The sequence below is a fragment of the Bacteroides sp. AF32-8BH genome (assembly GCF_003435205.1).
GTDB classification, from domain to species: domain Bacteria; phylum Bacteroidota; class Bacteroidia; order Bacteroidales; family Bacteroidaceae; genus Bacteroides; species Bacteroides ovatus.
The window spans coordinates 22,197-47,454 of record NZ_QVLZ01000039.1 but is presented as its reverse complement, the minus strand read 5'-3'; the positions used below and the strand labels follow the sequence as shown (position 1 = coordinate 47,454).

Genomic DNA, 25,258 nt, shown 5'->3' with positions numbered 1-25,258 from the left:
TTTTTTTATTTACCAATACAGTGATAAATAAATCCGAGTTCTTCCATCTCTTTTTTATCATATATATTACGTCCGTCCAACACAATCTGCCGGGACATCGTTTTCTTGATAACGGCCCATGAAGGCAGACGGAATTCTTTCCATTCGGTAACCAGCATCAACACATCAGCATCCAGTACGGCATCATACATATCGCAAGCATAATAGATAGTATCACCAATCCTGCGCTTACATTCTTGCACGGCAGCCGGATCGTATGCGCGTACTTTACAACCTGCTTTCAGCAATTTATCGATCAGGACTAATGCCGGAGCCTCACGCATATCATCCGTTTCCGGTTTAAATGCCAATCCCCACAAAGCAACAGTCTTACCCTGCAAATCACCATTAAACTGTTTCATTAACTTTTCGAACAAGACACTTTTTTGGTTCTCATTCACTTCTTCCACAGCCGTAAGTACCCGCATGGTATAACCATTCTGTTCTGCTGTTTTAATCAATGCCTTCACATCTTTGGGGAAGCAGGAACCACCATATCCGATACCCGGGTACAGAAACTTACGTCCGATACGAGTATCCGAACCGATCCCACTACGCACCATATTCACATCCGCACCAACAATCTCGCACAAGTTTGCAATATCATTCATAAAGCTTATACGGGTTGCCAGCATCGAATTTGCCGCATATTTAGTCATTTCCGCAGACGGAATATCCATGAAAATCACACGGAAATTATTCAATAAGAATGGTTTATATAGTTTGGACATCAATTTCTCCGCACGTGCCGACTCCACTCCCACTACCACGCGGTCCGGGCTCATAAAGTCACTGATAGCATTTCCTTCTTTAAGGAATTCCGGATTAGAAGCCACATCAAAATCAACCGTCACGCCTCTCTTATCCAGTTCTTCCTGAATAACCGCACGAACCTTACTGGCAGTGCCTACCGGAACGGTACTTTTGGTAACTACCAATTTATACTGTTTCATATTGCGACCAATGGTACGGGCCACCTCCAATACGTATTTCAAATCAGCGCTGCCATCTTCATCCGGAGGAGTTCCAACCGCACTGAATATAACTTCCACTTCATCCAGACAACTTTCCAATGAGGTAGTAAACTTCAATCGCTTTGCTTTCATATTACGGAGCACCATCTCTTCCAATCCATTCTCATAAATCGGCATATTCCCCTTTTGCAAAGATTCGATTTTCTCCTTATTCGTGTCTACGCACGTTACATTCACGCCAATTTCGGCAAAGCATGTACCTGATACCAGCCCCACATACCCTGTTCCCACGATTGCAATTTTCATACTTAATCTATTGTTTGTTTAGAAATTCATTCAAAATAAGCGGCATCTTTAAAGGCAGTTCCCTCTCTGTCTTTCGCCGATAATACCATTTGCGAATCTGCCAACGGCCAGTCGATCCCCAACGTTTCATCATTATACAAAATAGAAGCTTCTGCCTGCGGAGCATACTTGTTATCTACCTTATACGTAAAAACGGCTTCTTCGCTCAAGACTGCAAAGCCATGAGCAAAACCACGGGGAATGAAAAATTGTCTCTTGTTTTCCTCACTAAGCAACACGCAGACGTGCTTTCCAAACGTAGGCGATGATTTACGCAAATCAACGGCAACGTCCAGCACTTTTCCTTTAAGAACACGAACCAGTTTCGCCTGACTGTATTCTCCTTTCTGATAGTGCAATCCACGCAATACACCAAAAGATGATTTCGACTCGTTGTCCTGTATAAAATCTACGGGACCAATATTGGCATCAAACTCTTCTTTCTTATAGGCTTCCATAAAATAGCCCCGTTCATCGGAGAAAACTTTAGGCTCTATCAGCCATACTCCGTCTATTTCCGTCTGTATATAGTTCATTATTGATAGTGATAAATAAAACGATGCAAAAGTAGTGAATTTTTCGAAGTTTTCTGGGATATATTCAATTTATCTCTTAATTTTGCAGACATGATTGAATTGGCACAACATATAGAGACTTTACTACTGGAAAACGACTGCGTCATTGTTCCGGGATTTGGTGGTTTTGTAGCGCATTATTCGCCCGCAACCCGCGTAAAGGAAGAAAATATATTTTTACCTCCTACCCGTACAATCGGTTTTAATCCTCAATTAAAACTGAATGACGGCGTACTGGTGCAATCTTATATGTCAGCATACGACACAAGTTTTGCTGACGCCAGCCGTATAGTAGAAAAAGAAGTAAACGAATTTATCGGTCTCCTTCATGAGGAAGGGAAAGCCCATCTGGATAATATAGGCGAGATTCATTATAACATTTATGGCAACTACGAGTTCGTTCCTTATGATTATAAGATAACAACTCCTTCATTATATGGTCTCGACTCTTTTGAAATACATGAACTTTCGGCTCTGCAGCAGAAAGAAAAAGTATTGGTACCGACTTATCAGGAAAAGGAAAAGAAGACTTTTGAAATTAGTATCAACCGCGCGTATCTCCGCAATGCTGCAGCAATGATTGCTGCCATCGTACTGTTCTTTGCCTTTTCAACTCCGGTAGAGAATACTGACGTTCAAAAGAACAATTATGCACAGTTATTGCCCAGCGAGCTTTTTGAGCAAATAGAAAAGCAATCGGTTGCAGTAACTCCTGTTTATGTTAAGAACGATGCTGCGCAACAAGCAAAGAAGCTTTCTGCTTCTTCTGCTTCAACCAAAACTTCATCTGCTAAAAAGCATACAACGGATAAAGCCAAGACTTCCAAACCGATCGCAGTAAGAGAAGTGAAAGTGGTAAAACAGGAAACAGCGACTCCTGCTCCTGCGGTGAAATCTCAAGAAAGTGCAAATCATCCTTTTCATATCATTGTGGCAGGAGGAATCAGCCTGAAAGATGCAGAAGTTATTGCGAACCAATTAAAATCAAAAGGATTTGCAGATGCAAAAGCTCTGAACACTGATGGTAAAGTACGTGTCAGTATCAGTTCATTTAACAACCGTGATGAAGCAACCAAGCAATTACTTGAGCTAAGAAAAAACGAAACTTATAAGAATGCCTGGTTACTGGCTAAATAAAAATCCCTTTTAAAAAGCATGAAACGAGTTCTTTGTCCTAAATGTGAGAATTATCTTTATTTTGATGAAACCAAGTATAGTGAAGGCCAATCACTGGTATTTGAATGCGAACATTGTGGCAAGCAATTCAGTATCCGGTTAGGAAAAAGTAAAGTTAAGGCTCTTAGAAAGGAAGAAAACCTGGAAGAAGAAGCTGAATCTCATAAAGAAGAGTTCGGATATATCACTGTAATCGAAAATGTATTTGGTTTTAAACAGTTACTTCCCTTGCAGGAAGGTGACAATGTCATAGGCCGCCGTTGCGTAGGAACAAACATTAATACTCCCATTGAAAGCGGTGATATGAGCATGGATCGACGCCATTGCATCATTAATATAAAGCGTAATAAGCAAGGAAAGCTAGTCTACACATTACGAGATGCTCCTAGTCTCACAGGTACTTTCCTTATGAATGAAATTCTGGGAGATAAAGACCGTGTACGCATTGAAGATGGCGCTATTGTAACAATTGGAGCTACTACATTTATTTTGCATACGGCTGAACAAGAATAATAAATAATCTGATAATAAAAAATAGCGCCACTGTTCTCTGAACAAGTGGCGCTATTTTTTTATTTAGTCTTCTAATTACAGAATACCTTTAACGGTCTCAAGCATTCCTTTTTCCTGGATAGAATCCAAATCAGCTTTTACGGCTTCTGTCAATCCCGGAATCTTATTCAAATCTTCTCCCCAGATAAAATCTGCAGCCAGAACACCTTCGGCAACTTTCTTTGTGCAACCTGTTGCCCAAAGTTCTTTCAGCAGGTTCATGATTTCAGGAGCATCATTCGGAACAATTTCAGCACCATCAGCACGTACACCACCTTTATAATAAGTAATGATAGCAGCTAATCCAAGCACCAGTCCTTTAGGAAGTTCACCTTTACGTTCCAGATAAGTCTTCAATCCCGGCAAATCACGAGTTTCGTATTTAGGGAAAGAATTCAGCATGATACTGGTTACTGCATGATCCACGAACGGATTGTTGAAGCGTTCCAATACATCATTTGCAAATTTCTCCAACTCATCCTTCGGCAAGTTCAAAGTTTCCATCAGTTCGTCAAACATTACCTTGTGGATATATTTACCAATCACTTCGTGCTGGCAAGCATCACGCACAATATTCACTCCCGAGAGATAAGCAACCGGAGAAAGAACTGTATGCGGGCCATTCAACAAAGTAACCTTACGTTCGTGATAAGGAGCTTCTGACGGTACAAACAATACATTCAAGCCTGCCTTGTCAGCCGGGAACTCTTTTGCAACTTCCTGCGGAGCTTCAATAACCCACAAATGGAAAACTTCAGCCTGAACAACCAGATTATCATCATATTGCAGTTTTTCTTTGATAGCAGCAATATCCTTGCGCGGGAATCCCGGAACAATACGGTCTACCAATGTTGCATATACACCACAAGCTTCTTCAAACCAAGTTTTAAACTCATTCCCCAGGTTCCACAATTCAATATATTGATAAATTGTTTCTTTCAACTTATGACCATTCAGGAAAATAAGCTCACAAGGGAAAATAATCAAACCTTTTGTCTTATCACCATTGAATGTTTTAAAACGATGATAGAGTAATTGAGTCAGCTTACCCGGATAAGATGAAGCAGGAGCATCCTCAAGTTTACAAGCCGGATCAAAAGCAATACCAGCCTCTGTAGTGTTTGAAATAACAAAACGCATTTCAGGTTGCTCTGCCAACTTCATAAACTCGTCATTTTGAGTATATGGGTTTAAAGCGCGGCTGATTACATCAATCATTGTCAAGCTGTTAACAGCCTCTCCTTTATCCAATCCTTGAAGGTTTACATGATAAAGATCATCCTGTGCATTCAGCATATCGACCATACCTTTATCAATCGGTTGAACCACTACTACACTGCTGTTGAAATCAGCTTTCTGGTTCATGTTATAAATAATCCAATCTACAAATGCACGCAAAAAGTTACCTTCGCCAAATTGGATAATACGCTCCGGACGTTGTGTTTTAGGAGCAGTTTCTTTGTTTAATGCTTTCATGTTAGTTGTAATTTATAAAGTTGATATTATACAAATTCAAAATAAAAATCAATGTTTTCCTTTATCAGGATATCAATAGGCATGTATTTTACAGGTTCAACAGACTTCTTAAACACGACATGGTCGCACAACGCCTTCACCCCACAATATCCTTGCAAACCCGGACGTTGCCCGATTAAATAATGCACATCACCGGATTTTAATAAATCTACGTTTGCTTTCAGAAGGTCATATCCTATCAGTCCTTTCATGCTACGTCCCGCATGACGAAGATACTCTCCCAACTGATACACTCTGGAATTAAATACAACTCCCAGTAAAGCCTTCGGATGCGCCTGAAAAAACTCATCCAATGTCTGTTGGTTACTTTCCTGATCGGATTTATTAAGTACTACCTCATGGATTACCAAGTTATTATATTCTTCGGCAATGTAACTCATAAAACCATCCAAACGGCGTTGCATCTGTATTTCAGCCGGATTATCTTTATTGTTACTTAAAAACAAAACCAACTCCTGGCCTTCTCCTGCCGAATAATTGCGCATCAATATTTTCGCTGCGATATATCCGCTCTTATATGAATCCTGCCCGATATACGTCAACGCTTTCGCTTCTTCCATATTGAAATCGACAAAAGCATAAGCAATCTTATTTTCCTGTAAATAGGCTGTCAGCGCCAGTGTCTCTTCCCGAAAATTCGGAGAAATCAATACCGCATCCACATTCTTTTCTTTTATAGAAAGGCAGGCTTCCTGATAACTCTTCTCATCCCCATGGTGATAGCACAAATAATCTATACTCACATTAAAAGGACGTAATTCTTGCCGGGCACGCTCAATCCCCCCTACTACCGAATGCCAATAATCATGCTCTATATAATAAGGTATCAAACAGAGGAAAGAATATTTCTTTTTAGCGGCCAAACCGATAGCAAACACATTGGGCTGATAATGAATCTCATCCAACACCTTTTGTACTTTGGCTTTGCTTTTGGGAGACACGTCACCGCGATTGTGCAACACCCTGTCAACCGTTCCGGCGGAAACACCGGCCATACGGGCAATGTCTTTAATGGTATAGTTCTGGTCCTCCATAGTGCTAAAACTTAAATATTATAAATAATCGCTGCAAATATACGAATTATTTTGTTACTCCAAGTAAATTTTCTATTTTTGTGTTCGATAACGGTTAATAAAACTAAAACAAGATTTACGCCTATTAGCTTTAAAATCAATACTATATAGGTATAAATATAGAAAGTAATAATTTTATATACTTAAAACACAGTAATAATGAAGAACTTCATGGACGAAAACTTCTTGCTGCAAACAGAAACTGCGCAAAAGTTGTATCACGAGCATGCGGCTAAAATGCCGATCATCGACTATCACTGTCACCTTATCCCTCAAATGGTAGCTGACGACTACAAGTTTAAATCACTGACTGAAATCTGGTTGGGCGGTGACCACTACAAATGGCGTGCAATGCGTACAAACGGTGTAGACGAACGTTTCTGTACGGGAAAAGATACCACAGACTGGGAAAAATTTGAAAAATGGGCGGAAACAGTACCTTACACTTTCCGCAACCCATTGTACCACTGGACTCACCTTGAACTGAAAACGGCATTTGGTATCAATAAAATATTGAATCCACAAACCGCACGTGAAATTTACGATGAATGTAATGAGAAACTGTCTCAACCCGAATATTCAGCTCGTGGAATGATGCGTCGTTATCATGTAGAAGCCGTTTGCACAACGGATGATCCTATCGATTCATTGGAATATCATATCAAAACACGCGAAAGCGGATTTGAAATCAAGATGTTACCAACATGGCGTCCTGATAAGGCTATGGCTGTAGAAGTCCCTGCAGATTTCCGCAGTTATGTAGAAAAACTGGCAGAGGTAAGTGGTGTTATCATCTCCAACTTTGATGATATGATCGCTGCTTTGCGCAAACGTCATGACTTCTTCGCAGAACAAGGCTGCCGTCTGTCTGACCATGGTATTGAAGAATTCTACGCAGAAGATTATACAGATGCTGAAATCAAAGCTATTTTTAATAAAGTATATGGTGGCGCAGAATTGACCAAGGAAGAAATTCTGAAATTCAAATCGGCAATGCTTGTGATCTTCGGTGAAATGGACTGGGAAAAAGGATGGACTCAACAATTCCATTACGGCGCTATTCGTAACAATAACACGAAGATGTTTAAATTACTGGGTGCTGATACAGGTTTCGATTCTATCGGTGAATTTACAACCGCCAAAGCAATGGCTAAATTCCTTGATCGCCTGAACACTAATGGCAAATTGACTAAAACAATCCTCTACAACTTGAACCCATGCGCCAACGAAGTGATTGCAACAATGCTGGGTAACTTCCAGGATGGTTCTATCCCGGGAAAAATCCAATTTGGTTCCGGATGGTGGTTCCTCGATCAAAAGGATGGTATGGAAAAACAAATGAATGCTTTGTCAGTACTTGGTCTTTTGAGCCGCTTCGTAGGTATGTTGACCGACTCTCGTTCATTCCTATCCTACCCGCGTCATGAATATTTCCGCCGTACATTGTGTAATCTGGTAGGACGTGACGTAGAAAACGGAGAAATTCCGGTATCTGAAATGGAGCGTGTAAACCAAATGATTGAAGATATCAGCTACAACAATGCCAAGAACTTCTTCAAGTTCTAATAGATAGTAGTTACACTATAAAAAAATACCGCTACCAAAGTCGAATATAGCTTTGAGTAGCGGTATTTTTTATTCCTATAGCTGAACTGTAACAACAAAGACTCTTAACAAAAAAGGAGAACCTTTTAAGTTCTCCTTTTAATAATCTTTGTACACCCTCAGGGGGTAAAATTGATGTTGATAGTCAGATAATTACACATTTGGTATCATTTTAGTATCACATCCCAATATTTCAATTCATCTACATACCAACCATAGGTTAATAAATGTAGGATAGACTCACTTGTTTATGATACAAAGATAATTCATTATGAGAATAAATCTATGTCTTTATTGTATTTTATTTCTTTTTATTCATAACTCTTCTTTCAGCTCGATTTTTATATGGACTATGAATTTCAGAATATGTATTGCGAGAAATCTCTAGCGTATTACGGCACCATTTCCTCAGTTTTTGAAATATCGTCATTAGAGTTAGGTATTTGAGTTATTTGAATGATTTGCTGTAATTGTTCGTTAGTCAATTTATCAATTTGAACGTTCTTAACTTGTTGTATTAAACGTTTTCGCATAACTTTCTGCCTATGTTTATACAATAACTCTGGAGTAAGTACTTCAATATAACAATATTGGTATCTTTCAGAAGGTGTTTTTCTACCATCATTTTTACGGAACTTAATATTATTACAAATAATTAAAGTTGGAGTTACTCGATCCACAACATAAATTGTGGAGAAATAGTTACTCCTAAAATACACCTTATCTCCAGGTTGTATGTCATAAAGAGATTGTTTTATATCATTACTCTTTTCCATTGTTGATTTTTATAAATGATTTATAATACTTACAATAACGAGGTGTTTTTCTTGCTGTTATTCGCCTTTTTAGAGCTTTGCAATACATCTGATAGTTAGGGCATACCTCATAGTGAACACACTCGCTACAATGCCTATCATCATCTTCTTTCATATCTTTTATTTCAGATATTCTTTATTAAAATGATGATTTTTAATGAGCCATTCTATCATAGACACACAGCATTCAATTGGAGTATCCTCGATATGTGTCCCAACCAAACAATCTGCTGTATATCTCCGAATTGATAGATTATATCCAAAAGCATGTTTTATCAGTTCCGGATGATGTGCTTCAAACCCTGGTTTAGGATCTGGAACTTCATTAGGCAACATTTCCAACAATCTCGATAAACTCCATGCCGGAATATCTTTACCCCATATTTCATCAAATACTTCTTCTCCTGTCATAGGTGTCCCATCCGGATGCTTATGAAAAGGCAATGATAACTTTGCTATTCTTTGAGGTGTCCAGAATTTACCTCTCAATGTTGGCGGAGTTGTTTTTAATTCCCATTCCAGTGCAGGTACTTTACTTTTGGTATAATGATATACCATATCAGCAGTTTCGGGTTTTACCCCTAAAGCTATCAATCGTTCTGATTGCTTTTTATCTGTAGATATTGATGATATAAATTTTTTCATTGCCCTACTATTCTCGTTTTACTTTGTTATTCAATTATTTTCTTATAAATATCATCTTCTTGCAATAATTTGCGTCCAGAATAGTCTTGCCGATGACAAGCGTCTTTGAGAACATCTGCTTTTGCCGGATCTATCTTGGCAATTCTCAATGCAGCTATCATCTTCCGTGTGCCGCGTTGACAGATGTCATTCCACAGAACATATATGTCACTGCCATATATCTCCAGTTTATCAAGAAGTATGATATATTCCCATCCATCAACGTATGGATATACCTTTGCACCCTCTTTGATTATACAGCAGCACGCATTGATGGCTCCCGGATTGCCTTCGCATATTTTTGCCAATGCACTTTCAGCATTGTCTATCATTGTTATTTTGCTCATATATACTATTTCATTTTTTTTATTTGAATACGTTTAAAAATGCCTTAATCGTCTGGCGCATATCATACACGCACTGTGGGACCACATTATTTTCCGGAAGGCTATCAGCAAGTATCATATCACGCACCATAGTTGCTGACACACCATCTTCACAAGTGTTTCTGGCAAGTAAGGATAGAGATACATTATTCCTTAAAAGAAATCCTGGGAACCAAGATGTGATGGTCTCAAATCCATCAGAGTAATAGATGGTGAAATCAGATTGGTTGATTTTGCTGACAATAAATGAGTATAGGTAAAAGCCCCAATCGTGGCTGTTGTCAGATTCATCAGAAAGGTCAGCAAGCTCAACAATCTTCGTTTTTTCGTGAAGAGAATGGTCTTTAATCGCCTTTTCAACAAGTTGTTTTCGGATAGTCCAAGGTATCGGATTCCGTTTTGAGAGTTTGTCTATTGAGCCAATAATAACTAAAACTTGCTCATTCTCGTCACAAGCCTTCTTTATCAGCTGTAGGTGTCCGTTGTGTATAGGCTGGAACCGAGCCAGTATTACTCCTGTTTTCATAACTACTCAAATAAGCTGATGGTTATTTCTTATTAATCATACTTCTCACTATGATTGCAATTGCATGTACAAGCAATGAAATTGCAATAATGGCAAAATGAACAGCAACTCCTCCCCAAAGAGGTGAAGTTACCCACCACCATGACCAATTGATTACATTGCACAACTTTAATGTGATAAACACAATTGCCAGCAATCCTAAGAATCCGATTCCATTACCGGATGTTTTTGTTTGACTACTCATAATAATGCTTTTAGACGGACAATAAGAAGAAAAGCCGTATCTTTGCGGTTAAAACTGATTGAAATGAATCCGTTGATAACGGCTTTCCTTCAGATGTTTACTATAAATAGTTGTAATACAAACATTAACGCCAACTTTACAACCAACTTAAATGTTAATGTTAACTACGACATCAATCTGGACTTGACATTAGCCGTGTCAATTACTGCCAGTTTTGCGGTTTGTGCTACAATCTATCTTATAGGTAAATGGACTGTCCGTAGATTTAACAATTAATTTATTTTTTATCTTCCTCCATGCAGTAGTTGGCTGCATGGTTGTATTTTTGCAATGCATACAAGAATCGAACTTGTGACCTCTACAACGACAGTGTAGCGTTCTAACCACTGAACTAATGCACTAAATGCCATATCTCTTTTGATTCAACTTTGCGAATAACCACTGTCATTTTGATTTCACAACCATATTAGCCCTATGGTTGTCATCTTTAGGGAGTAATTGCAACTCCCCATCACATTGTTTACTTTTTCGATAATAATATTCTTTATTATAAGCTCTTAGATAGTCACGCCTATCTTGGTAAGTTCTTAGAGTGCCCTCTTCTTTTTGTTTGTAATAACGTTTTTTAGCATCTTCTCTATTCTTTTTTTTACGTAACTCGTCTCTTTTTCTCTTCTCATCTAAGATTTCTTTCTGGTGAGATAAAGAATAAAGCAATATACTAATCTTTGTATTCACAATACGTTGGTTCCGCTTTTTGACATATTGTGCTACTTGGCCACTATTTACTTTATTACGGTAATACATCGCATTTCGGTATTTGTGACTATGATAAAAAGCATTGTTTTTTCTTTTTATTTCTTCTTTATGCTTTTGATAGTATTGTCTGGCATATTCTTTTAGCCTTTCTTTATGCTTCTGATAATATGCTCTATAGTATTCTTTCAATTTATTGGATACTGTCATATAAATCAATTTAAAATCGTGGAAAATTAATTGCATCCCATTTGAGGCCCATGCAGGAATCGAACCTGCGATCATGGTTTTGCAGACCATTGCCTTACCACTTGGCTAATGAACCAGAGAGCTGGAAGTTTCACAACTTCACAGCTTTGCGGAAAGAAAAATAAGCTAATCCAATAACAATCTTTTTACCTTTAAATATGCGTTCTTAGGTGGATTTGAACCACCGACCTGATGATTAACAGTCATCTGCTCTACCACTAAGCTATAAGAACAAATCCGCAAAGGCTTAAATAATTTTCTTATCTTTGCGGACGCAATGAAAAAGAAATTTTTCTTTCTGTCCTTTACAAAGAGAATTGCATTTGAGTTGGGGCGGCTCACCATAAAAGCCGTAGAAATGCTATTCTTGGACTGATAGAAACTCTTTAAATTGAAAATGAATGGAATAAAGCCACACCAAGCAGAGCCAACCTGCTATCTTTATTTGTGAAACTGCAATAAAACCAATCAAACGTTTATATGTGAGAGTTTCACGTTCTGTGTGGCTCCATTCTCTTTATCTTAACCTGCTTTAATTAGTCATCTTAAGAAATTCTGGAGTTACCCCATACAGCGGCGTTTTTCCGTCCCATTTGTCAATAAACTGTTTGTATAGAATTTCTTTAGTTAACCCTTTCGATGTGATAAGAGCCTGTTCGGTTTTTAATCTCTCCAGTTCGTTTTGCTTTTTCTGTTCCTCGATTTTCTGATCAATAACGGAAATATTAGTGTTGACCTCGTTTCTATTATCAATCTTTTCCCGGACTCTCTTACTAAACTCTAATTGAGCAGAAAACGATTTTAAATCTAACCCTCGTTCTTTAAACTCCGCTCTAACAATATCCTCTAGCTGCTTTTCAAAAGCTAAAGAGCCACCATCGGCCATAAGCGTATCTGTTTTATACTTCCGGCTTTCTTCTTTAATTAGGTCGTAAATACGCGGTTCCAAAATGTTATCCTCCAAGGACCTCATAAAACCATCGCCATTGCCTATATGCTTATTATCGAAAACAACATCAATCGCTTTGTCTTTAATTACTCTATATGAGTATAAAGGAGTAGCCTCAAATTCCGTATTGTCAGCAGCTTTCAGAGTAACTGCTCTCTGGAAACCTCCTCGCTGTTCAAACAACGGTACCTGGAATAACTCTGTCCCCCATTCCCATGTAGAAACCTTTCCGGACACGATCTTAAAATCGTTTTTACCTTTTTTACCGTAATTCTCCATAAGAACGCCGGCATAGTTAGGAGCAACACGCTCACAAGATGAAAAAATCACTGTTGCCATAAGAGCAACCAACATAAACTTAATCTTCGTTTTCATGTTTTTTGATAATTAATTTAATGATGTTAATAACTGGATAGCAAACCCCAAAACATATAGCAATTCCCAACCAAGCGTCAACATGATTGAATACTCTATTGCCTATGAATAAGACTGCTATCATAAAAAAGAATTGTTCTATATACTTTTTCATCGCATATTAAGTTTGGTATATTTCAAAGAACTCTTATTGACTTATGTCATTGTGCCGCAAACAGGAGTCGAACCTGCACCGTCCTTTCGGACGAATGGATTTTAAGTCCATCGTGTCTACCAATTCCACCATTGCGGCATCATCTTATCAAGACTTAAAGAACAAAGAAAAAATCCGAATAAAGAATGAGTTTCTGGTTTTCATCTTCTCCAACTCTTTATTGTCTTTTCTCAATTTCTTAATGTCTGCCTTATTGGAAGACACGTGTGTTTTAGCTCTCGTGTTCAACTCCACTAAGGACTGAACCAATTGTCTCAAATTGGCAATAATATTTGCCCTTTCAGATATGATTTGCTCTTTCATACTATAATTAATTTAATTAGTTAGTGGCGGAGAACCGGACTCGAACCGGCGACCTCTTGGTTATGAGCCAAGCGAGCTACCAACTGCTCCATCCCGCTATGTAACGGCTATTTATGACTAAGTATCTCAACAGCCGTTAGTTGACAGAATTTTGAAAAACTGTCCTACTTTGAAAGATTCTTCTTACCTTTGCGAATATATGCCAATCGCATGGGTGCTGATTGCCTTTACAATGAGAAAATGCCTACGAATAAGAGTGGATTTCGATGTAGCCGCATCGTTAAAATCTATCGCTGACATTATCTGGGCTTTCAGAGGAAGAAAGACTTCCAACAAATGATGATTTGTATATCTCAATCCTCCAGTTCTCTTGCTGGAGGATTTTATTTGTTTCCAAAATCAGCAGGGGTCTCACCCCATTCTTTGTTGTTCCAGTGTCGGACTTCAATTGTATCAACATCCCATGCAAGAGTTTTAAGAAATATCTCGGCTTTCTGAAGTTCTTTGCATTTCTTCTTGGATGCTGTTTTTTTGTTTTGAAACCAAGCTATTGCTGTTATACTATCTGTATAGATAATTCTGGGAGAATAATCATTTTCTATGATATATTTTGCCGCTTCAACAACGCCTAAGAACTCACCAATATTCACCGTTTTATTACCCAGGTTCTGATAAAATATCCGCTTACCGGTCCGTAAATCTATCCCCTGAAACTCTGTTATTTTATTTTTCGTGGAATGAGCTGCGTCTGTAGCTATTCCCTCTACTGGAATTTCTATCATATTCTACCAATATTGAGCGGGTGTGGGAATAAGAGCCACAGTACCATTTATCATTACCGGTTTCATTTCTACTGTCGAATTAACCCAAAATTTACAAGGCCACTCTCCTTCTACTTTAGCAAGATTAACAGTGCTATAATACGAAGCGCGTCCTTGTGCTTTTATACAAGCCTTTTTTCTTTTTCTCGGCAGCTTAGGTTTTCTACTTTTTGAGAACTTTTTTTGCTGCGACATAATGACCATCGTTCTGGAATGCGGTTAATACAATGTTTGCTGACTTACAGAAATCATCAATTACCAGCAATAGATTTTTGATGTCTTTACGTTTTGACAGTTCCTCTACAACCCCATCAATAGTACGAACAGAATCTTTGACCCCATCCAGCGGATCGTATTTGATTGTCTTGTTTCCGAACTTTACTTCCACTAAATACACAGCGTTCTTTACAACTGTAGAAGTAATCTTTGCATCAAAAGCATGTGGTTCCGCTGCTACAACGATGTATCCAGCCTTTTCATTTTTCATAGGAACCATTTGTACATCATAAAGCACATTCGGCTCAATAATTGGCTCTAGCTCATGTGTTACAATACATACTTTTTTAGGACCCTTTGCGTCTTCTCTAACGCCCTTAATGTAACCGGTTTTAGTATTGATAGAAACAAATCCTACCCATGACTCTGTACGGTCTGACTTAATAAATTTCAATTTTGTTTTTATCTTATCCATATTCCTATGATTTTTGTTTACATATAAAAGCCTTACCAACTATTTTGTTAAGATGGTGAGGCAAAGGTACGACTTTGTTTTAAATTATGACATCAATTTATTAATTATTTTATATTTAATCAACTGTTATACAATAGATTAGCTATATATAAAACTAAATATAATACTTAATATAATTGACTATATTACAGATATTTACAAAAATCACTATTAGTATATCGAAAATGTCAATAATCAGCTTCAATATCATCCAAAATTTGTTTCACTTTTGGTATTGCGAATACCCCATTTTCATCTCGATATTCTATAGTATTAACCGAGATACCAATCTGTACAAGGAACAACAAGGTGTTTTCAAGTTCATAATCCGGGAAACTACAGAATTTCACGCCTTCTTGCAGATGTACTGGGAGATTCAGTGCTGCCCCCAGTTGAATAGCATCATCTTCATAAGCCTCAAAATGAGATTGAATATGAAATAATACTAAACCATGTGCGTAGTCATTCTTATAGAACTTATACGCTTCAATGTACAGATTGTCCATAATTTATAATTTTATTTGTTTAGAAATACACTTATCGCATATACCATCGTTTCGCATGTATTTGACTTTCGATAACTGGAGTCCACATTGCCTACAATAATATACGCGCTTGGGCTTAACTTTTATCGCATATAAAATTTTACGTTTATTGACATCATATATACCAGAAAGTTTTTCAAGTATCTGGTTGTGTGTGAATTTGTTTGTTTTCATCAATTTCCAATAATCATATCGGATTAACTTATCTCTTGCTTCTTTCTGATTCAACAAGCCATTGTCTCTCAATACAATAATATAAGGATATGGAATATTGGTTATATCCGAAATCTTTTGAGCATACAAGTCATAAATCTGTGCATCACTCATTTCTTTATCACTATTTTAGTTTGAAGGATTATAGATTTGGAATCTTCAATATCGCGTATAAGATTAAATGAATCTTCCAATAGGGCCAACATAACACGATTACTTTCTTCGTGTGTCATACTTTCCCAGTCAATTTCTAATTGTTTAGCTATTTCTTTCGCTAACTCATAAAACTTATTTGTTTTCGGAATGTCTGTGACATCATATATTTCGTTTTGCTTTTGACCGAACAATAAACGGCTTAACTCATAATAACGAAAAAACGCCTCCAAAGTCTTCTTCTTATCTGGAGGCGCAATAGATAATTTGTTTTTTGTCATATTTATAAATGATTATATACGATTATCAACAATTTATGTAATTTTGCAACCAACATGGTAAGATTAGTCATGCTGGTTGCCCTTTTAGTAGCAAACCTTGTCGATGCACCTGGAATATCATGGATCAATTATACCACCCTGATTTATGATATTTTCTCAGCCGCCATCGCAAGGTTTGCAGGACTAACCAAAAGGAGTCAAAAAGACTCTGCAAATTGATGAATTTTATCTGTATGGCTGGAGAATATATCTCCGGTCTTTTTTAAGTAATAGTTGGAACTGGATGGAGTTAGTTTAGAAAACCAAGTGCATTTTTGGAAAATTAATTGGCTACAATTGTATTCAATTATCAATAAATAGCAGTATCTTTGCTGAAACGATTAATAAATATTTATCATTATGAGTATAGAAATTGGAGACAGTGTAAAAATTGTCAATGCTATTGATCCTATAAAGATGGTTGTTATAGATAAAATAGACAATGAACATTTAACCGCAGTGTACTGGAGTCATACCCAAGGAGCATATCTTACAATAACAGGAAATATAAATGCTTTCGTAAAAATCGACTAACAAGCCCATTGCTTTTTATAATAAAATATAGGAACACACAAAAAACGTATCTCGACAACAATATACGAAGAATCAGTGTCCCTATATTTTTTTGCTTCAATAATAGCTTTCATATAACAAAATTTTAGTCTATAACAATATCATATTAAATAGATACAATACCAGATACCAAAGTACTGATATTGACAACTACAGTTTTCTATAGAATAGGAAAGATGGAAAAAGAATGGTTGTTATTTTTAGTTATTACACCAGAATGACAAAATTCTTTTTTAACACCAATTTCGGAATTCCACAACTTATCGAATAAGCCGAAATTAAATAGTTACAAAAACTTATTATATGTATCAATAACAATTTCCAGTAACTCCATTGATTTCCCTAACGAGTCATACGCATCATTAATTACGTTATAACTTGCCTTTAACGTCTTTAGTTCACTCTCGGAATAAGGATATGTTATAACTTTAATTAAGTATAATGTTTTCTTAGCTTCAATGAGTTCAGAAATTGATTGTTTCTTACGTTGGCATGTTTCATAATATTGTTGATACGCATCACCTAATTTGGAATTAAAATTTCGATTATAGAGGTCTAATTGAATTGCGATAGATTTGGTGTACACCTCGTTTGAAAACATTGTTATGTCGGAATTAAGTGTATTTAATTCATAAGTCAATTTAAGGTATGACAATTCATGTTCAAGAGAATCGACTCTCTGGACAAGTGTTTGTATTTCCTTTTGTGAATCATTAGATTGTGCATGGACTGAAGAAAAAGAAAGCACAAATACAAGAGAGCATAAAAATTTATTCATATAAATATGGGTGTTAAAAGTGTTTATAGCCAAAACTGTATGGTATTATATCGTGGACAATAACTCAAAATCTTCAATAGATATTTTGTCTATTGAGACAAGCCATTCAAGATAAGAAATATCATCTTTAATGTCACGAAACTTTTGTCCCTTATATTTCCCAAAATCAATTACTTGGTCTGCAATAGATATATCTTCCTGTTTTTCGACATCTGGATATAATTGTTTAAGCTCCTCAAAATTAACTTTGAAAAGCCTATCTGTTTTTTCTAGCCAATGAAGATATTGATAATCTATCTTATAAATGTCACCATAAGTTTTCCCCTTATATTTACCAAACATAAGTATCTCATCCGCTTTATGAATGGGAAATATTTCATCAAGCGATACACCAGGAACATCAATCAAGACCCATTCGCCACACCCGGCGCAAGGGATTTCTTCGTCTTTGATATTTGGATAACATTCTTGCCTATATGTATCATCAGGCTTACCATTTACAAAACACTTGCCATAAGCCTTACCATATTTGCCACGCGGCTTTACAGTTTCGACTAAGAAGGTTCTATCTTGATTTGGGTCAATACGTCTTTCCTCGCTGGATGAACGTGCTAACCCTAACTCACATCGTTTAACCAAGAATGGAGTTCGCTTCCCTATATTGTAATAAATACTAAAAATATTATCGTGTGGGTACATAGCTTATTTTATTTTTATTATGAATTAATTACACAGACTGACATAATTAACAGGATTGTTCAATGTACAAAATCATTTCCAATTTGTCTGGTAAAGGTAATAATTTATTTTTTAGTTACAAATTTGTTGCAGCATTTATTCTAATAGAATCAGCTTAGATAAGAAAAATAGAAAAGAAATAGTTATATATTGATGTATTTTTGAAAATTAATCAGCTATAATTATAGCTAAATATCAATATTTTGTATTTTTGCAATCAAACCAATTGATGATACAATGAATACAAAAGAAAAGCAAGACCTCATTGAGTTATTAGTAAAAGTTGTAACAAGAACTTTTGGCCCTGAAGTAACCCCTTATGAAAAAGAGAGAATTTGGGTTGGGTGCCAAACATACGTTTCCACATGTCCGCAAGTTTTTTTTGAATCTTGCCGACATGGAATTCCTCAATATCATATTGATAAAGCGTTAGAATTATCTCAGAAAATGATTGATAACCCTAAAATAGCTGGAAATATAATAGAATTTTAGCGTTGGTCCATATAGGCTAGTCCAACAAGGTCCCAAACCTTATCTGCTAGATATACTTCTATCAGCCTTACTTCATTTGCTATATTCGCATCATTAAGGGGGTATTTCCCCTTACATGATTGTTTTGCACGTAACCTTTCCAGAACATCCGTATCAACAGTTACCTTGAAAAGTTTAGGAGCTTTTTTATTCTCTTCTTCTATTTGAGGAATAATCTCAGTAATAAAATCAAAGGATGTCTTCTGCTTATCCAATATGAACTCTACCAAACGGTCTGTATTGTGTAAGGCATATCTGCTTTTTAATGCCAAGAATAATTTTGCATTTTTAGGTTCTTCCATACTCTTTAAAATCGTTTTCTATAGAATAGAAAAAAAGAAGAAAGACGGTTATGAAAAAGGTATTGAAATCAGAAATAATATGCCAGTTCTTATGCCAGACAATCATCTTTTAGATCTAAAAAACGATATACCCAAAGCATAAATAACGATACCAATTACCCCAATAGCTAAGAAAAACTTATACAGTAATTCATAATGTTCGTCATACATATACAAAAGGAAAAAAGTAAATACAGACACTAATAACATACATGTACTATATCTTTTCCACGAAATACGTTGACTTTTTTCTTTTTTTAAAGACAACCCACATATAACAGCAATGCAAGGTGTTACTATAATCCAAATAATAACACAAATAAACGCAACCATAGCAATTATTGTTTTTCGATATTAATTGTATATCCCAGAACATCTACTGTTTTAAGTAATGTATCTATACTAATAGTAGTTGTTTTTCTCTCAATATTCGCAATTGTAAGGTGAGAATACCCTGCTTTTTCAGCCAAAGCTCTCTGTGAAATTGCTTTTTCTTTACGAATTAATGCTAATATACTTCCTAATTCTTGTGCATCATTTGTACGATATGAATGTTGGCCGTTCTCAATTACAAGAATATGCTGTAGTGCTTTAATATACGACATCATATTCCCCATCTCAAAATTGCTACTTCCTTTTTCTAAACGATATATAGCAGTAGGCATAACCCCCATTTGAAAACAAATATCTTTCATTTTAATGGTAGACTGCTTTCGTATATCTGCAATTATTTGGCAAAATTCTTGTCTATTCATGTTCTTATAGTTAATAATACAACAAAAATAAGCAATGTATTTGATATACACAAATAATACCTATTTTTTCTTTATAATTTTCTCCTCCACAAACCCAACGACCTTATCTATCTTGCTTATACAGTCCTCCATCAAGCCGATATAGTCCTGCATCTTTTCTCCTCTAGAAGACATTTGTAAGCCATCTGGGAGAGAATCGTAAGAGTCTTGTTCTTCATTTAAGATGTCCTCCACTTCTCCCTTCGCTTCTTCCAGGGAACTAATAACATCGTTGAATCTACCTTTCCTTTCTTTGTTCATTTATTTAAATACGATTATATTCGATTATACACATTATTATTAAATTTGTAGCCAACTATGATAATGAATATCATGTTGGCTACTATTATTTGAAATAAATATTTTTATCATGTACAAAACACCTAATAAATATTACGAAGACAACCACAAAGAAAACAGTAAACTGTCTTTTAAAGCTTTTCAGAAAAGATCAGAATTTTGGCAGGGTGTACTCGTAGCCAGCGCAAGCCTATACGGGATATTAGTTTCCCTCCATGATAATTTTCAAGAACCGCTATGTACCCGCGTGGTATTTCTTTGTCTGATAGTCGTGTTGACCATTGGTGTGAGTACAGCTGGCGTAACTCTATACAACTACGCAATTCTTCTTGAACGTCATAGGCAAGAGGTCGAGAAGGAATTATTATCTGCATTGAATAAAGATGCTCTGGTGTCGGAGGTACATACTGGTTTATCAAAGAAGGAGGAGTTTGTAGAATGGTTGGCTCTGTTTGCATTGCTAAGTACACCTTTTCTATTACTTGCATACACCATCCTAAAAATGTACGTGAATTAACCTTGTCCCTATCTTTCCATAAAGGCATCCTCCAGTAATATTCTTCCGGGAACTTGCAGAATGGACGATAACATGGATCATCCATAAGAGTAAAAGGCATTCTTCTCATAGCAAAAATTCTTTGCTAAAATACCCTTTTGCAATAAGCCACTTAATCATAGACACACAACTGTCAAAAGGGCTGTTCTCGATATGGGTACCGGCAAAACAATCTACGGTATATCTACATACGGAGAAGTTATATCCAGCCTCATACTTAATCAGTTCTGGATGGTGAAGAACACTTGGTCGGTCGCAAGGAATCTCATAAGGAAGCAGTTCAAGTAACCGGACCAAGCTCCATGCTGGAATGTCATTGTTGTCTATGTTTTCCAGTGATGGCGGACACAATTGTAGTTCCCATTCCAATGAATCAGTTTTTGATTTTGTACAGCGATATACCAAATCTGCTGTTTCAGGTTTTACACCTAACTCTATTAATTGTTGCGACTGCTCTATGCTTGTTGCAACTTGTGTTGTAAACTGTACCATATCGTTATTATTTTTTCATTAGTTCCTCTTCAAATTCGGCAATGATACAATCTGCATCACCACCATGCACCCAATTCTCTAAAACAGAAGCCAGAATTTCTATAGCTCTTTTCTTGGCATCTTCTTCACCTTGCTTGTAGGTATCCATGCCTATTCGATCTATGTCTCCTAAAAAATCATAACTCATTTCTCTAAACAGATTTAAAATGTTCTATAAGCTCTTTCACCGTTGCCTTATGACTACAATGGAACCATGCCGCCTGTACACTATCTTTAATATTTTCTCGTGCATAATTGATGTCATCGTCATCGCATATAAACCAAATATTTTCAGGAGGATATACAAACCATTGTGAATCGTCAGTATCGTCTCTCAATGCGGCTATGGCAAGGAACAAAGCCTCATTAGTTCCGCAATGAATATACCCATTACATTGTTCAGGAGGATATGGAACATCAATTCCAAACATCTCATCATTGTCTGTCGCTAAAAAATCATCGTTTATATACCTTTCATATCCTATTTTATACCCTAAACGAACTAACTTATCTCGAAGCTCCGGTGTGTTTTTGAGTATAAACACAGGTGTTGTAAATCCCATAGTTAATCCTCCGTTTCTATCTTTACTTTGGCACGTATTACAAATATTCCACTACATGAATTAAAAACATCGCATGGATCTGAATACAACCTATCACCTAAATAAGTACCACACTCATTCTTTAAAGAACACTCTAAACAAGGGGATTCGCTCGGTATGACAAACTCATGCAAAACTCCATTAATTATTATTCCATTATTTACTTCCATAATCATTTCTTTCTTCTATGTGTTTTCTTATTTTTGTTTTTCTTTCAATTCTTCAATCATCCGTTCAAGGCGATTGTATTCATCTCTCCCAGCTTTATAAGACTGGTCAATACAATCACGACAGAATTCCAGACGTTTAATTTGTTGTTCCAATGTTTCGTTCATATTTCTTATTATTATATTTTATTCCAGAGGACAATCGCTGGGAATATCAACTTTGTCACCTTCGTGGGGTCGGAGTGCAGCAGCTACTGTCCTTTTTAATTTTTCACAAAAGAGTTTTACGTCATCGTCACAAAACCAATCATACGGATCTGGGTCCGGAAGAATTATACAATGCGGACATTGTACACACTTCTTTATTTCATTAATTTTTGTTTTACCCATATTGTATATCAACTTTAATTAAACCAATGTTTTCAATATTCCAATCGCTTTTGCTATACTCAAAACTTCCTTCTTTGTTTTTACAGCAGCTGGAATAATTGTCCCATTTGCAGACTTAGAATAGGTCTTGCCACGACATAATACATAATCGTAACCCATTACTTGCTTCTTACGAGAGAAACCTATACATCCATATTGCAGCGTCCATTCAGAACCACCTCCAAACGGCATATAGTTACCTTTATCATCATACCACGAATTTTGATGACGTCTTGCATGAAAATAACGAGTACCAAGTTGATTATACAATAACACCTCGTATGCACTGTTGATTGAACGATTATGTAAATTCAATCGTTCGCAATTTAATCGTTGTCGAGTATCAATCGGTAAATCACAGAATTTCATATTTATTCTTATCTGAGTGTTGGTTTCTCGAATGTAATATTAGGCAGAAGAGAGTCGACTTTATTAGCAATTCTACAATTCCATTCTTGTTCTACATTTGATATAGCTTCCATTATCTTACCGAAAAGGCAAACTGGAATTTCATCGCAGCAGGGGTCTATAAAAGAGACACATCCTTTTTCATCTATCTTATACCGTATTAAAAGCTGTTTACGGTCATCTGTAATTCTCTTTTTACTCATTTACGATATTTAATAAGTTAAATTTCCATCTTTACTAATAGTAATCACCCCGCTCGTTACCCCAACAAAATAATACTCGGCCTTTGAGATGATGCCTTTGTTTTTCTCCAACATGTGTTCTGCTTCTATTTTATCAAAAGCGGTAACTAAGCAAAGTGTATTATCAATGCATAGTCTAAAAATAAATGTTCCCATATTAATTACTATCTTTTTATTAGTTAATTTTCACCCAAATACGAGAACCGGGTAAATCTGACTTAGCTGACATTACATGAAATGCCAACACCTTTTTCACATCTACGCGATTTCCTTTAATTGTTCTTTTAACTTTTTCAGCACTCACAAAATAAGTGTATTCACGTTCACCATTTAGATGTTTTTTAAGAGCTTCTTTTGCGTCAGATTCCTCTTTAAAAACATCATAAGAATATGCGTTATAGGTCCGTTCTCCATCCAATTTAAATTGTAGCTGATAAAAGACTTCATTTGTTTCTTTATCAAAAGATTTTCCTATTCTTATCTTCATTTCTATTCTGTTATTAGTCAAACAGCTTAAATTCATACACCCACACAAATGGGTTTTCTTCCCATGTACCTTTGCCGGATACTTTATCTATCAGGACAGCAAAGGCTTCTTTGGGGTTCTTAAACCAGCGAGAAGCAAAGTATTTATTATCTCCGTTCAAAAAAGCATCATAAGCATAAAGGAAAGGGGATTCATCAGATATTACCTCTTGCATAACAATTCCTTCTTTCAAGCAATCTTCATCGCTAATGTCCTGTAGGCGTTCAACCTTGATTCCGGTAATTTCGATATGGTGTGGCATTAGGTCGGCTTTCGCAAACATCTTATTTCCCCAACCGGGATATAATTTCAGTTCAGGCAATATAGAATCCAAGTATTCTAAGTAAGCCGCATTTTTCCCCTTTCTATGAAATCGGTCAACATCCATATAACTTTGTGCAATGGCAACAACTTCACCAACCTTGTATTTAGGCTTTATTTCATACCCATGTATGCTTTCATAACCACTCTTACAAAAGATACTGTTGCGTATTTGGTCTTCCGAAATACGTCTCGTCATAGTCTTTCGACCATCCAACACAGCTTGGGTTAAGCCGTATTTATCGTTAAACATTATTTTCTTCATGATTATTCCTCCTTGATTAAATATGGATTATCGTAGATGTTGCCTAATATTTTAACATCACTTTCTGTATCTGTATTCAAATCACTAATTGCATAAAAACCAGCATTTTCAGAATCATTTTCTGTAACATTGAAAATAAACCCACCTTGATGCCATTCTATACAACCTTTCAAATAGTGCTCTTGTTCTCCATAACAGCCATTGGAAAAGAATAACCATTCAACAATATCCCCTTCATATATTTCTTTTCCGTTTTTGTCAAGTAGCCCGGTGAATTGACCTACGGTTTCGGGAATGACCTTACTTCTATTAAACATTTCAGTAGCTTCGTATCCATATTGGGAAAGTTTCTTGCTGAAAATAGCCATTTCACCACTTTCGTACTGAATCAAGTCACCAAATATCCATTCGTTATTATATAAGTTTTTACCTCTGAATTTTATTGTTCTCATATTCATTACTATTTTGTTTTACTTCAAAATATCAATAGCTTGCTTCAATATAACATCAGCTATTTTTTCATCACCGATCTCTGTTTTGCAAATTATTCTAAGTTGCGTTGCTAAATATCTTGTAGCTTGTGCCAACTGTTGAACATCTTTTGGGACTTCCATATCATTTTCAATCGCAGACCGTCCCAATATCTCTGCTATCCTAAATTCTATTTCACTCATATTAAGATAAGAACGTATAACCCTTTTTGATAGCAAGAGCTTCTTCTTTACTATCAAACATTAAAGTTGTTTCGCACTCGCTTCCATAACATAAAGCTTTCACTTTCAGCCACCAATGATAATTTCCACTACCATAATCATCATAATATGGCTCACCGATAATCTCGGTTACATAATGTTCAAGTACATTCATTTATCCTCCTTGTTTTTTGTTTTGACTTCCTCTAATTTGCAACAATTATGTTTATCATCTTGCTTCCAACATGGAAGTCCTGAACCTGAATATAAGTCGCAATAGTCACAACCGTCCCAATTTGGGCGTGC

The 25,258-nt window shown here is 36.3% G+C and carries 37 protein-coding genes and 5 tRNA genes; 7 read left to right on the top strand and 35 right to left on the bottom strand.

Annotated features, from left to right (window positions below):
* Nucleotides 1–5: 5 nt before the first annotated feature.
* Nucleotides 6–1,319 carry a UDP-glucose dehydrogenase family protein gene (locus DWZ47_RS23120; RefSeq protein WP_008647671.1) on the bottom strand — a complete coding sequence of 438 codons (1,314 nt, stop codon included), beginning with the start codon at nucleotides 1,317–1,319 and terminating at the stop codon, nucleotides 6–8.
* Nucleotides 1,320–1,345: 26 nt separating this feature from the next.
* Nucleotides 1,346–1,894 (bottom strand): dTDP-4-dehydrorhamnose 3,5-epimerase, encoded by a 549-nt coding sequence (gene rfbC, locus DWZ47_RS23115; RefSeq protein ID WP_004315343.1) that lies wholly within the window; start codon nucleotides 1,892–1,894, stop codon nucleotides 1,346–1,348.
* Between the two features lie 90 nt (nucleotides 1,895–1,984).
* Here rfbC and DWZ47_RS23110 point away from each other — a divergent pair, with 90 nt between their 5' ends.
* Both DWZ47_RS23110 and DWZ47_RS23105 read left to right on the top strand, forming a co-directional pair.
* Entirely contained in the window at nucleotides 1,985–3,070 is a 1,086-nt protein-coding gene (locus DWZ47_RS23110) for an SPOR domain-containing protein (RefSeq protein ID WP_008647674.1), read from the top strand.
* A gap of 18 nt (nucleotides 3,071–3,088) precedes the next feature.
* Nucleotides 3,089–3,622 (top strand): FHA domain-containing protein, encoded by a 534-nt coding sequence (locus DWZ47_RS23105; RefSeq protein ID WP_004295901.1) that lies wholly within the window; start codon nucleotides 3,089–3,091, stop codon nucleotides 3,620–3,622.
* 75 nt (nucleotides 3,623–3,697) lie between these two features.
* On the opposite strand, the gene DWZ47_RS23100 is transcribed toward DWZ47_RS23105, so the two are convergent.
* Nucleotides 3,698–5,137: a tagaturonate reductase gene (locus tag DWZ47_RS23100; protein ID WP_004295900.1), complete on the bottom strand. Its 1,440-nt coding sequence runs from the start codon at nucleotides 5,135–5,137 to the stop codon at nucleotides 3,698–3,700.
* Nucleotides 5,138–5,163: 26 nt separating this feature from the next.
* On the bottom strand, nucleotides 5,164–6,231 hold the full coding sequence (locus DWZ47_RS23095; protein ID WP_004303151.1) for a substrate-binding domain-containing protein: 1,068 nt from the start codon (nucleotides 6,229–6,231) through the stop codon (nucleotides 5,164–5,166).
* 198 nt (nucleotides 6,232–6,429) lie between these two features.
* Here DWZ47_RS23095 and uxaC point away from each other — a divergent pair, with 198 nt between their 5' ends.
* Entirely contained in the window at nucleotides 6,430–7,836 is a 1,407-nt protein-coding gene (gene uxaC / locus DWZ47_RS23090) for a glucuronate isomerase (RefSeq protein ID WP_004295898.1), read from the top strand.
* A gap of 431 nt (nucleotides 7,837–8,267) precedes the next feature.
* On the opposite strand, the gene DWZ47_RS23085 is transcribed toward uxaC, so the two are convergent.
* The 5 genes from DWZ47_RS23085 to DWZ47_RS23065 form a co-directional block, all read right to left on the bottom strand.
* Nucleotides 8,268–8,651 carry a hypothetical protein gene (locus tag DWZ47_RS23085; RefSeq protein ID WP_117514828.1) on the bottom strand — a complete coding sequence of 128 codons (384 nt, stop codon included), beginning with the start codon at nucleotides 8,649–8,651 and terminating at the stop codon, nucleotides 8,268–8,270.
* Between the two features lie 159 nt (nucleotides 8,652–8,810).
* On the bottom strand, nucleotides 8,811–9,335 hold the full coding sequence (locus DWZ47_RS23080; RefSeq protein WP_117514826.1) for a hypothetical protein: 525 nt from the start codon (nucleotides 9,333–9,335) through the stop codon (nucleotides 8,811–8,813).
* A gap of 26 nt (nucleotides 9,336–9,361) precedes the next feature.
* Nucleotides 9,362–9,721 (bottom strand): hypothetical protein, encoded by a 360-nt coding sequence (locus DWZ47_RS23075; protein WP_128132054.1) that lies wholly within the window; start codon nucleotides 9,719–9,721, stop codon nucleotides 9,362–9,364.
* 19 nt (nucleotides 9,722–9,740) lie between these two features.
* The gene (locus tag DWZ47_RS23070) at nucleotides 9,741–10,286 is read right to left on the bottom strand and encodes an adenylyltransferase/cytidyltransferase family protein (RefSeq protein WP_109115745.1); all 546 of its coding nucleotides are present in this window, start codon (nucleotides 10,284–10,286) and stop codon (nucleotides 9,741–9,743) included.
* 22 nt (nucleotides 10,287–10,308) lie between these two features.
* A complete protein-coding gene (locus DWZ47_RS23065) occupies nucleotides 10,309–10,530 on the bottom strand; it encodes a hypothetical protein (protein ID WP_109115744.1) in 222 nt (73 codons plus the stop codon).
* A 63-nt stretch (nucleotides 10,531–10,593) separates the two neighbouring features.
* Between DWZ47_RS23065 and DWZ47_RS30465 the strand changes: the two genes are divergently transcribed.
* Nucleotides 10,594–10,806 carry a hypothetical protein gene (locus DWZ47_RS30465; protein ID WP_117514822.1) on the top strand — a complete coding sequence of 71 codons (213 nt, stop codon included), beginning with the start codon at nucleotides 10,594–10,596 and terminating at the stop codon, nucleotides 10,804–10,806.
* Between the two features lie 52 nt (nucleotides 10,807–10,858).
* Here DWZ47_RS30465 and DWZ47_RS23055 read toward each other — a convergent pair.
* From DWZ47_RS23055 to DWZ47_RS22990, 11 genes are all read right to left on the bottom strand, one after another.
* Nucleotides 10,859–10,931 (bottom strand) — tRNA-Asp (locus DWZ47_RS23055).
* Between the two features lie 43 nt (nucleotides 10,932–10,974).
* On the bottom strand, nucleotides 10,975–11,571 hold the full coding sequence (locus DWZ47_RS23050) for a hypothetical protein (RefSeq protein WP_117514820.1): 597 nt from the start codon (nucleotides 11,569–11,571) through the stop codon (nucleotides 10,975–10,977).
* A tRNA-Cys gene (locus tag DWZ47_RS23045) sits at nucleotides 11,541–11,611 on the bottom strand. Before DWZ47_RS23045 ends, DWZ47_RS23050 begins: the two co-directional genes overlap by 31 nt.
* A gap of 85 nt (nucleotides 11,612–11,696) precedes the next feature.
* Nucleotides 11,697–11,768: transfer RNA gene (locus DWZ47_RS23040), tRNA-Asn, on the bottom strand.
* 299 nt (nucleotides 11,769–12,067) lie between these two features.
* The gene (locus DWZ47_RS23035) at nucleotides 12,068–12,859 is read right to left on the bottom strand and encodes an SPFH domain-containing protein (RefSeq protein ID WP_109115741.1); all 792 of its coding nucleotides are present in this window, start codon (nucleotides 12,857–12,859) and stop codon (nucleotides 12,068–12,070) included.
* 206 nt (nucleotides 12,860–13,065) lie between these two features.
* Nucleotides 13,066–13,151 (bottom strand) — tRNA-Leu (locus DWZ47_RS23030).
* Between the two features lie 249 nt (nucleotides 13,152–13,400).
* Nucleotides 13,401–13,474: transfer RNA gene (locus DWZ47_RS23020), tRNA-Met, on the bottom strand.
* A 285-nt stretch (nucleotides 13,475–13,759) separates the two neighbouring features.
* Nucleotides 13,760–14,158 carry a ribonuclease H gene (locus DWZ47_RS23015; RefSeq protein WP_008647689.1) on the bottom strand — a complete coding sequence of 133 codons (399 nt, stop codon included), beginning with the start codon at nucleotides 14,156–14,158 and terminating at the stop codon, nucleotides 13,760–13,762.
* 202 nt (nucleotides 14,159–14,360) lie between these two features.
* A complete protein-coding gene (locus DWZ47_RS23005) occupies nucleotides 14,361–14,888 on the bottom strand; it encodes a hypothetical protein (protein ID WP_008647695.1) in 528 nt (175 codons plus the stop codon).
* A 227-nt stretch (nucleotides 14,889–15,115) separates the two neighbouring features.
* Nucleotides 15,116–15,433: a DNA mismatch repair protein MutS gene (locus DWZ47_RS23000; protein WP_109115739.1), complete on the bottom strand. Its 318-nt coding sequence runs from the start codon at nucleotides 15,431–15,433 to the stop codon at nucleotides 15,116–15,118.
* 362 nt (nucleotides 15,434–15,795) lie between these two features.
* Nucleotides 15,796–16,119, bottom strand: coding sequence for a hypothetical protein (locus tag DWZ47_RS22990; RefSeq protein ID WP_109115738.1), 324 nt, complete (start codon nucleotides 16,117–16,119; stop codon nucleotides 15,796–15,798).
* A 399-nt stretch (nucleotides 16,120–16,518) separates the two neighbouring features.
* On the opposite strand from DWZ47_RS22990, the gene DWZ47_RS30460 reads away from it, so the two are divergent.
* Nucleotides 16,519–16,692 carry a hypothetical protein gene (locus tag DWZ47_RS30460; protein WP_153880776.1) on the top strand — a complete coding sequence of 58 codons (174 nt, stop codon included), beginning with the start codon at nucleotides 16,519–16,521 and terminating at the stop codon, nucleotides 16,690–16,692.
* Nucleotides 16,693–17,554: 862 nt separating this feature from the next.
* Here DWZ47_RS30460 and DWZ47_RS22980 read toward each other — a convergent pair.
* Complete coding sequence (locus DWZ47_RS22980; RefSeq protein WP_117514818.1) at nucleotides 17,555–18,208, bottom strand: hypothetical protein; 654 nt, start codon at nucleotides 18,206–18,208, stop codon at nucleotides 17,555–17,557.
* A gap of 276 nt (nucleotides 18,209–18,484) precedes the next feature.
* On the opposite strand from DWZ47_RS22980, the gene DWZ47_RS22975 reads away from it, so the two are divergent.
* Nucleotides 18,485–18,739 (top strand): hypothetical protein, encoded by a 255-nt coding sequence (locus DWZ47_RS22975; protein WP_117514816.1) that lies wholly within the window; start codon nucleotides 18,485–18,487, stop codon nucleotides 18,737–18,739.
* Here DWZ47_RS22975 and DWZ47_RS22970 read toward each other — a convergent pair.
* From DWZ47_RS22970 to DWZ47_RS22955, 3 genes are all read right to left on the bottom strand, one after another.
* Entirely contained in the window at nucleotides 18,736–19,080 is a 345-nt protein-coding gene (locus DWZ47_RS22970; protein WP_117514814.1) for a hypothetical protein, read from the bottom strand. The genes DWZ47_RS22975 and DWZ47_RS22970 overlap by 4 nt on opposite strands.
* A gap of 377 nt (nucleotides 19,081–19,457) precedes the next feature.
* On the bottom strand, nucleotides 19,458–19,874 hold the full coding sequence (locus DWZ47_RS22960) for a helix-turn-helix domain-containing protein (protein ID WP_117514810.1): 417 nt from the start codon (nucleotides 19,872–19,874) through the stop codon (nucleotides 19,458–19,460).
* 60 nt (nucleotides 19,875–19,934) lie between these two features.
* Nucleotides 19,935–20,174, bottom strand: a complete 240-nt coding sequence (locus DWZ47_RS22955) for a hypothetical protein (RefSeq protein ID WP_008768620.1) — start codon at nucleotides 20,172–20,174, stop codon at nucleotides 19,935–19,937.
* 109 nt (nucleotides 20,175–20,283) lie between these two features.
* On the opposite strand from DWZ47_RS22955, the gene DWZ47_RS22950 reads away from it, so the two are divergent.
* Entirely contained in the window at nucleotides 20,284–20,730 is a 447-nt protein-coding gene (locus DWZ47_RS22950; RefSeq protein ID WP_032846333.1) for a hypothetical protein, read from the top strand.
* A 105-nt stretch (nucleotides 20,731–20,835) separates the two neighbouring features.
* Here DWZ47_RS22950 and DWZ47_RS22945 read toward each other — a convergent pair whose 3' ends face one another.
* The 11 genes from DWZ47_RS22945 to DWZ47_RS22885 form a co-directional block, all read right to left on the bottom strand.
* Entirely contained in the window at nucleotides 20,836–21,261 is a 426-nt protein-coding gene (locus DWZ47_RS22945; protein WP_117514808.1) for a hypothetical protein, read from the bottom strand.
* 7 nt (nucleotides 21,262–21,268) lie between these two features.
* Nucleotides 21,269–21,448, bottom strand: a complete 180-nt coding sequence (locus DWZ47_RS22940; RefSeq protein ID WP_115484601.1) for a hypothetical protein — start codon at nucleotides 21,446–21,448, stop codon at nucleotides 21,269–21,271.
* Nucleotides 21,449–21,452: 4 nt separating this feature from the next.
* Nucleotides 21,453–21,863 carry a hypothetical protein gene (locus DWZ47_RS22935; protein WP_008768618.1) on the bottom strand — a complete coding sequence of 137 codons (411 nt, stop codon included), beginning with the start codon at nucleotides 21,861–21,863 and terminating at the stop codon, nucleotides 21,453–21,455.
* A 236-nt stretch (nucleotides 21,864–22,099) separates the two neighbouring features.
* Entirely contained in the window at nucleotides 22,100–22,237 is a 138-nt protein-coding gene (locus DWZ47_RS30740; protein WP_165360465.1) for a hypothetical protein, read from the bottom strand.
* Nucleotides 22,238–22,477: 240 nt separating this feature from the next.
* The gene (locus DWZ47_RS22920) at nucleotides 22,478–22,867 is read right to left on the bottom strand and encodes a hypothetical protein (protein WP_115484599.1); all 390 of its coding nucleotides are present in this window, start codon (nucleotides 22,865–22,867) and stop codon (nucleotides 22,478–22,480) included.
* Nucleotides 22,868–23,118: 251 nt separating this feature from the next.
* A complete protein-coding gene (locus tag DWZ47_RS22910) occupies nucleotides 23,119–23,304 on the bottom strand; it encodes a hypothetical protein (RefSeq protein ID WP_032555586.1) in 186 nt (61 codons plus the stop codon).
* A 19-nt stretch (nucleotides 23,305–23,323) separates the two neighbouring features.
* Nucleotides 23,324–23,635, bottom strand: coding sequence for a hypothetical protein (locus DWZ47_RS22905; protein WP_141409270.1), 312 nt, complete (start codon nucleotides 23,633–23,635; stop codon nucleotides 23,324–23,326).
* Nucleotides 23,636–23,648: 13 nt separating this feature from the next.
* Nucleotides 23,649–24,260, bottom strand: coding sequence for a hypothetical protein (locus DWZ47_RS22900; protein WP_115484597.1), 612 nt, complete (start codon nucleotides 24,258–24,260; stop codon nucleotides 23,649–23,651).
* A 2-nt stretch (nucleotides 24,261–24,262) separates the two neighbouring features.
* Nucleotides 24,263–24,712, bottom strand: a complete 450-nt coding sequence (locus tag DWZ47_RS31100; protein WP_233525095.1) for a YopX family protein — start codon at nucleotides 24,710–24,712, stop codon at nucleotides 24,263–24,265.
* An 18-nt stretch (nucleotides 24,713–24,730) separates the two neighbouring features.
* The gene (locus DWZ47_RS22890) at nucleotides 24,731–24,934 is read right to left on the bottom strand and encodes a hypothetical protein (RefSeq protein ID WP_115484596.1); all 204 of its coding nucleotides are present in this window, start codon (nucleotides 24,932–24,934) and stop codon (nucleotides 24,731–24,733) included.
* A 1-nt stretch (nucleotide 24,935) separates the two neighbouring features.
* Nucleotides 24,936–25,127, bottom strand: coding sequence for a hypothetical protein (locus tag DWZ47_RS22885; RefSeq protein WP_070612561.1), 192 nt, complete (start codon nucleotides 25,125–25,127; stop codon nucleotides 24,936–24,938).
* Nucleotides 25,128–25,258 lie beyond the last annotated feature (131 nt).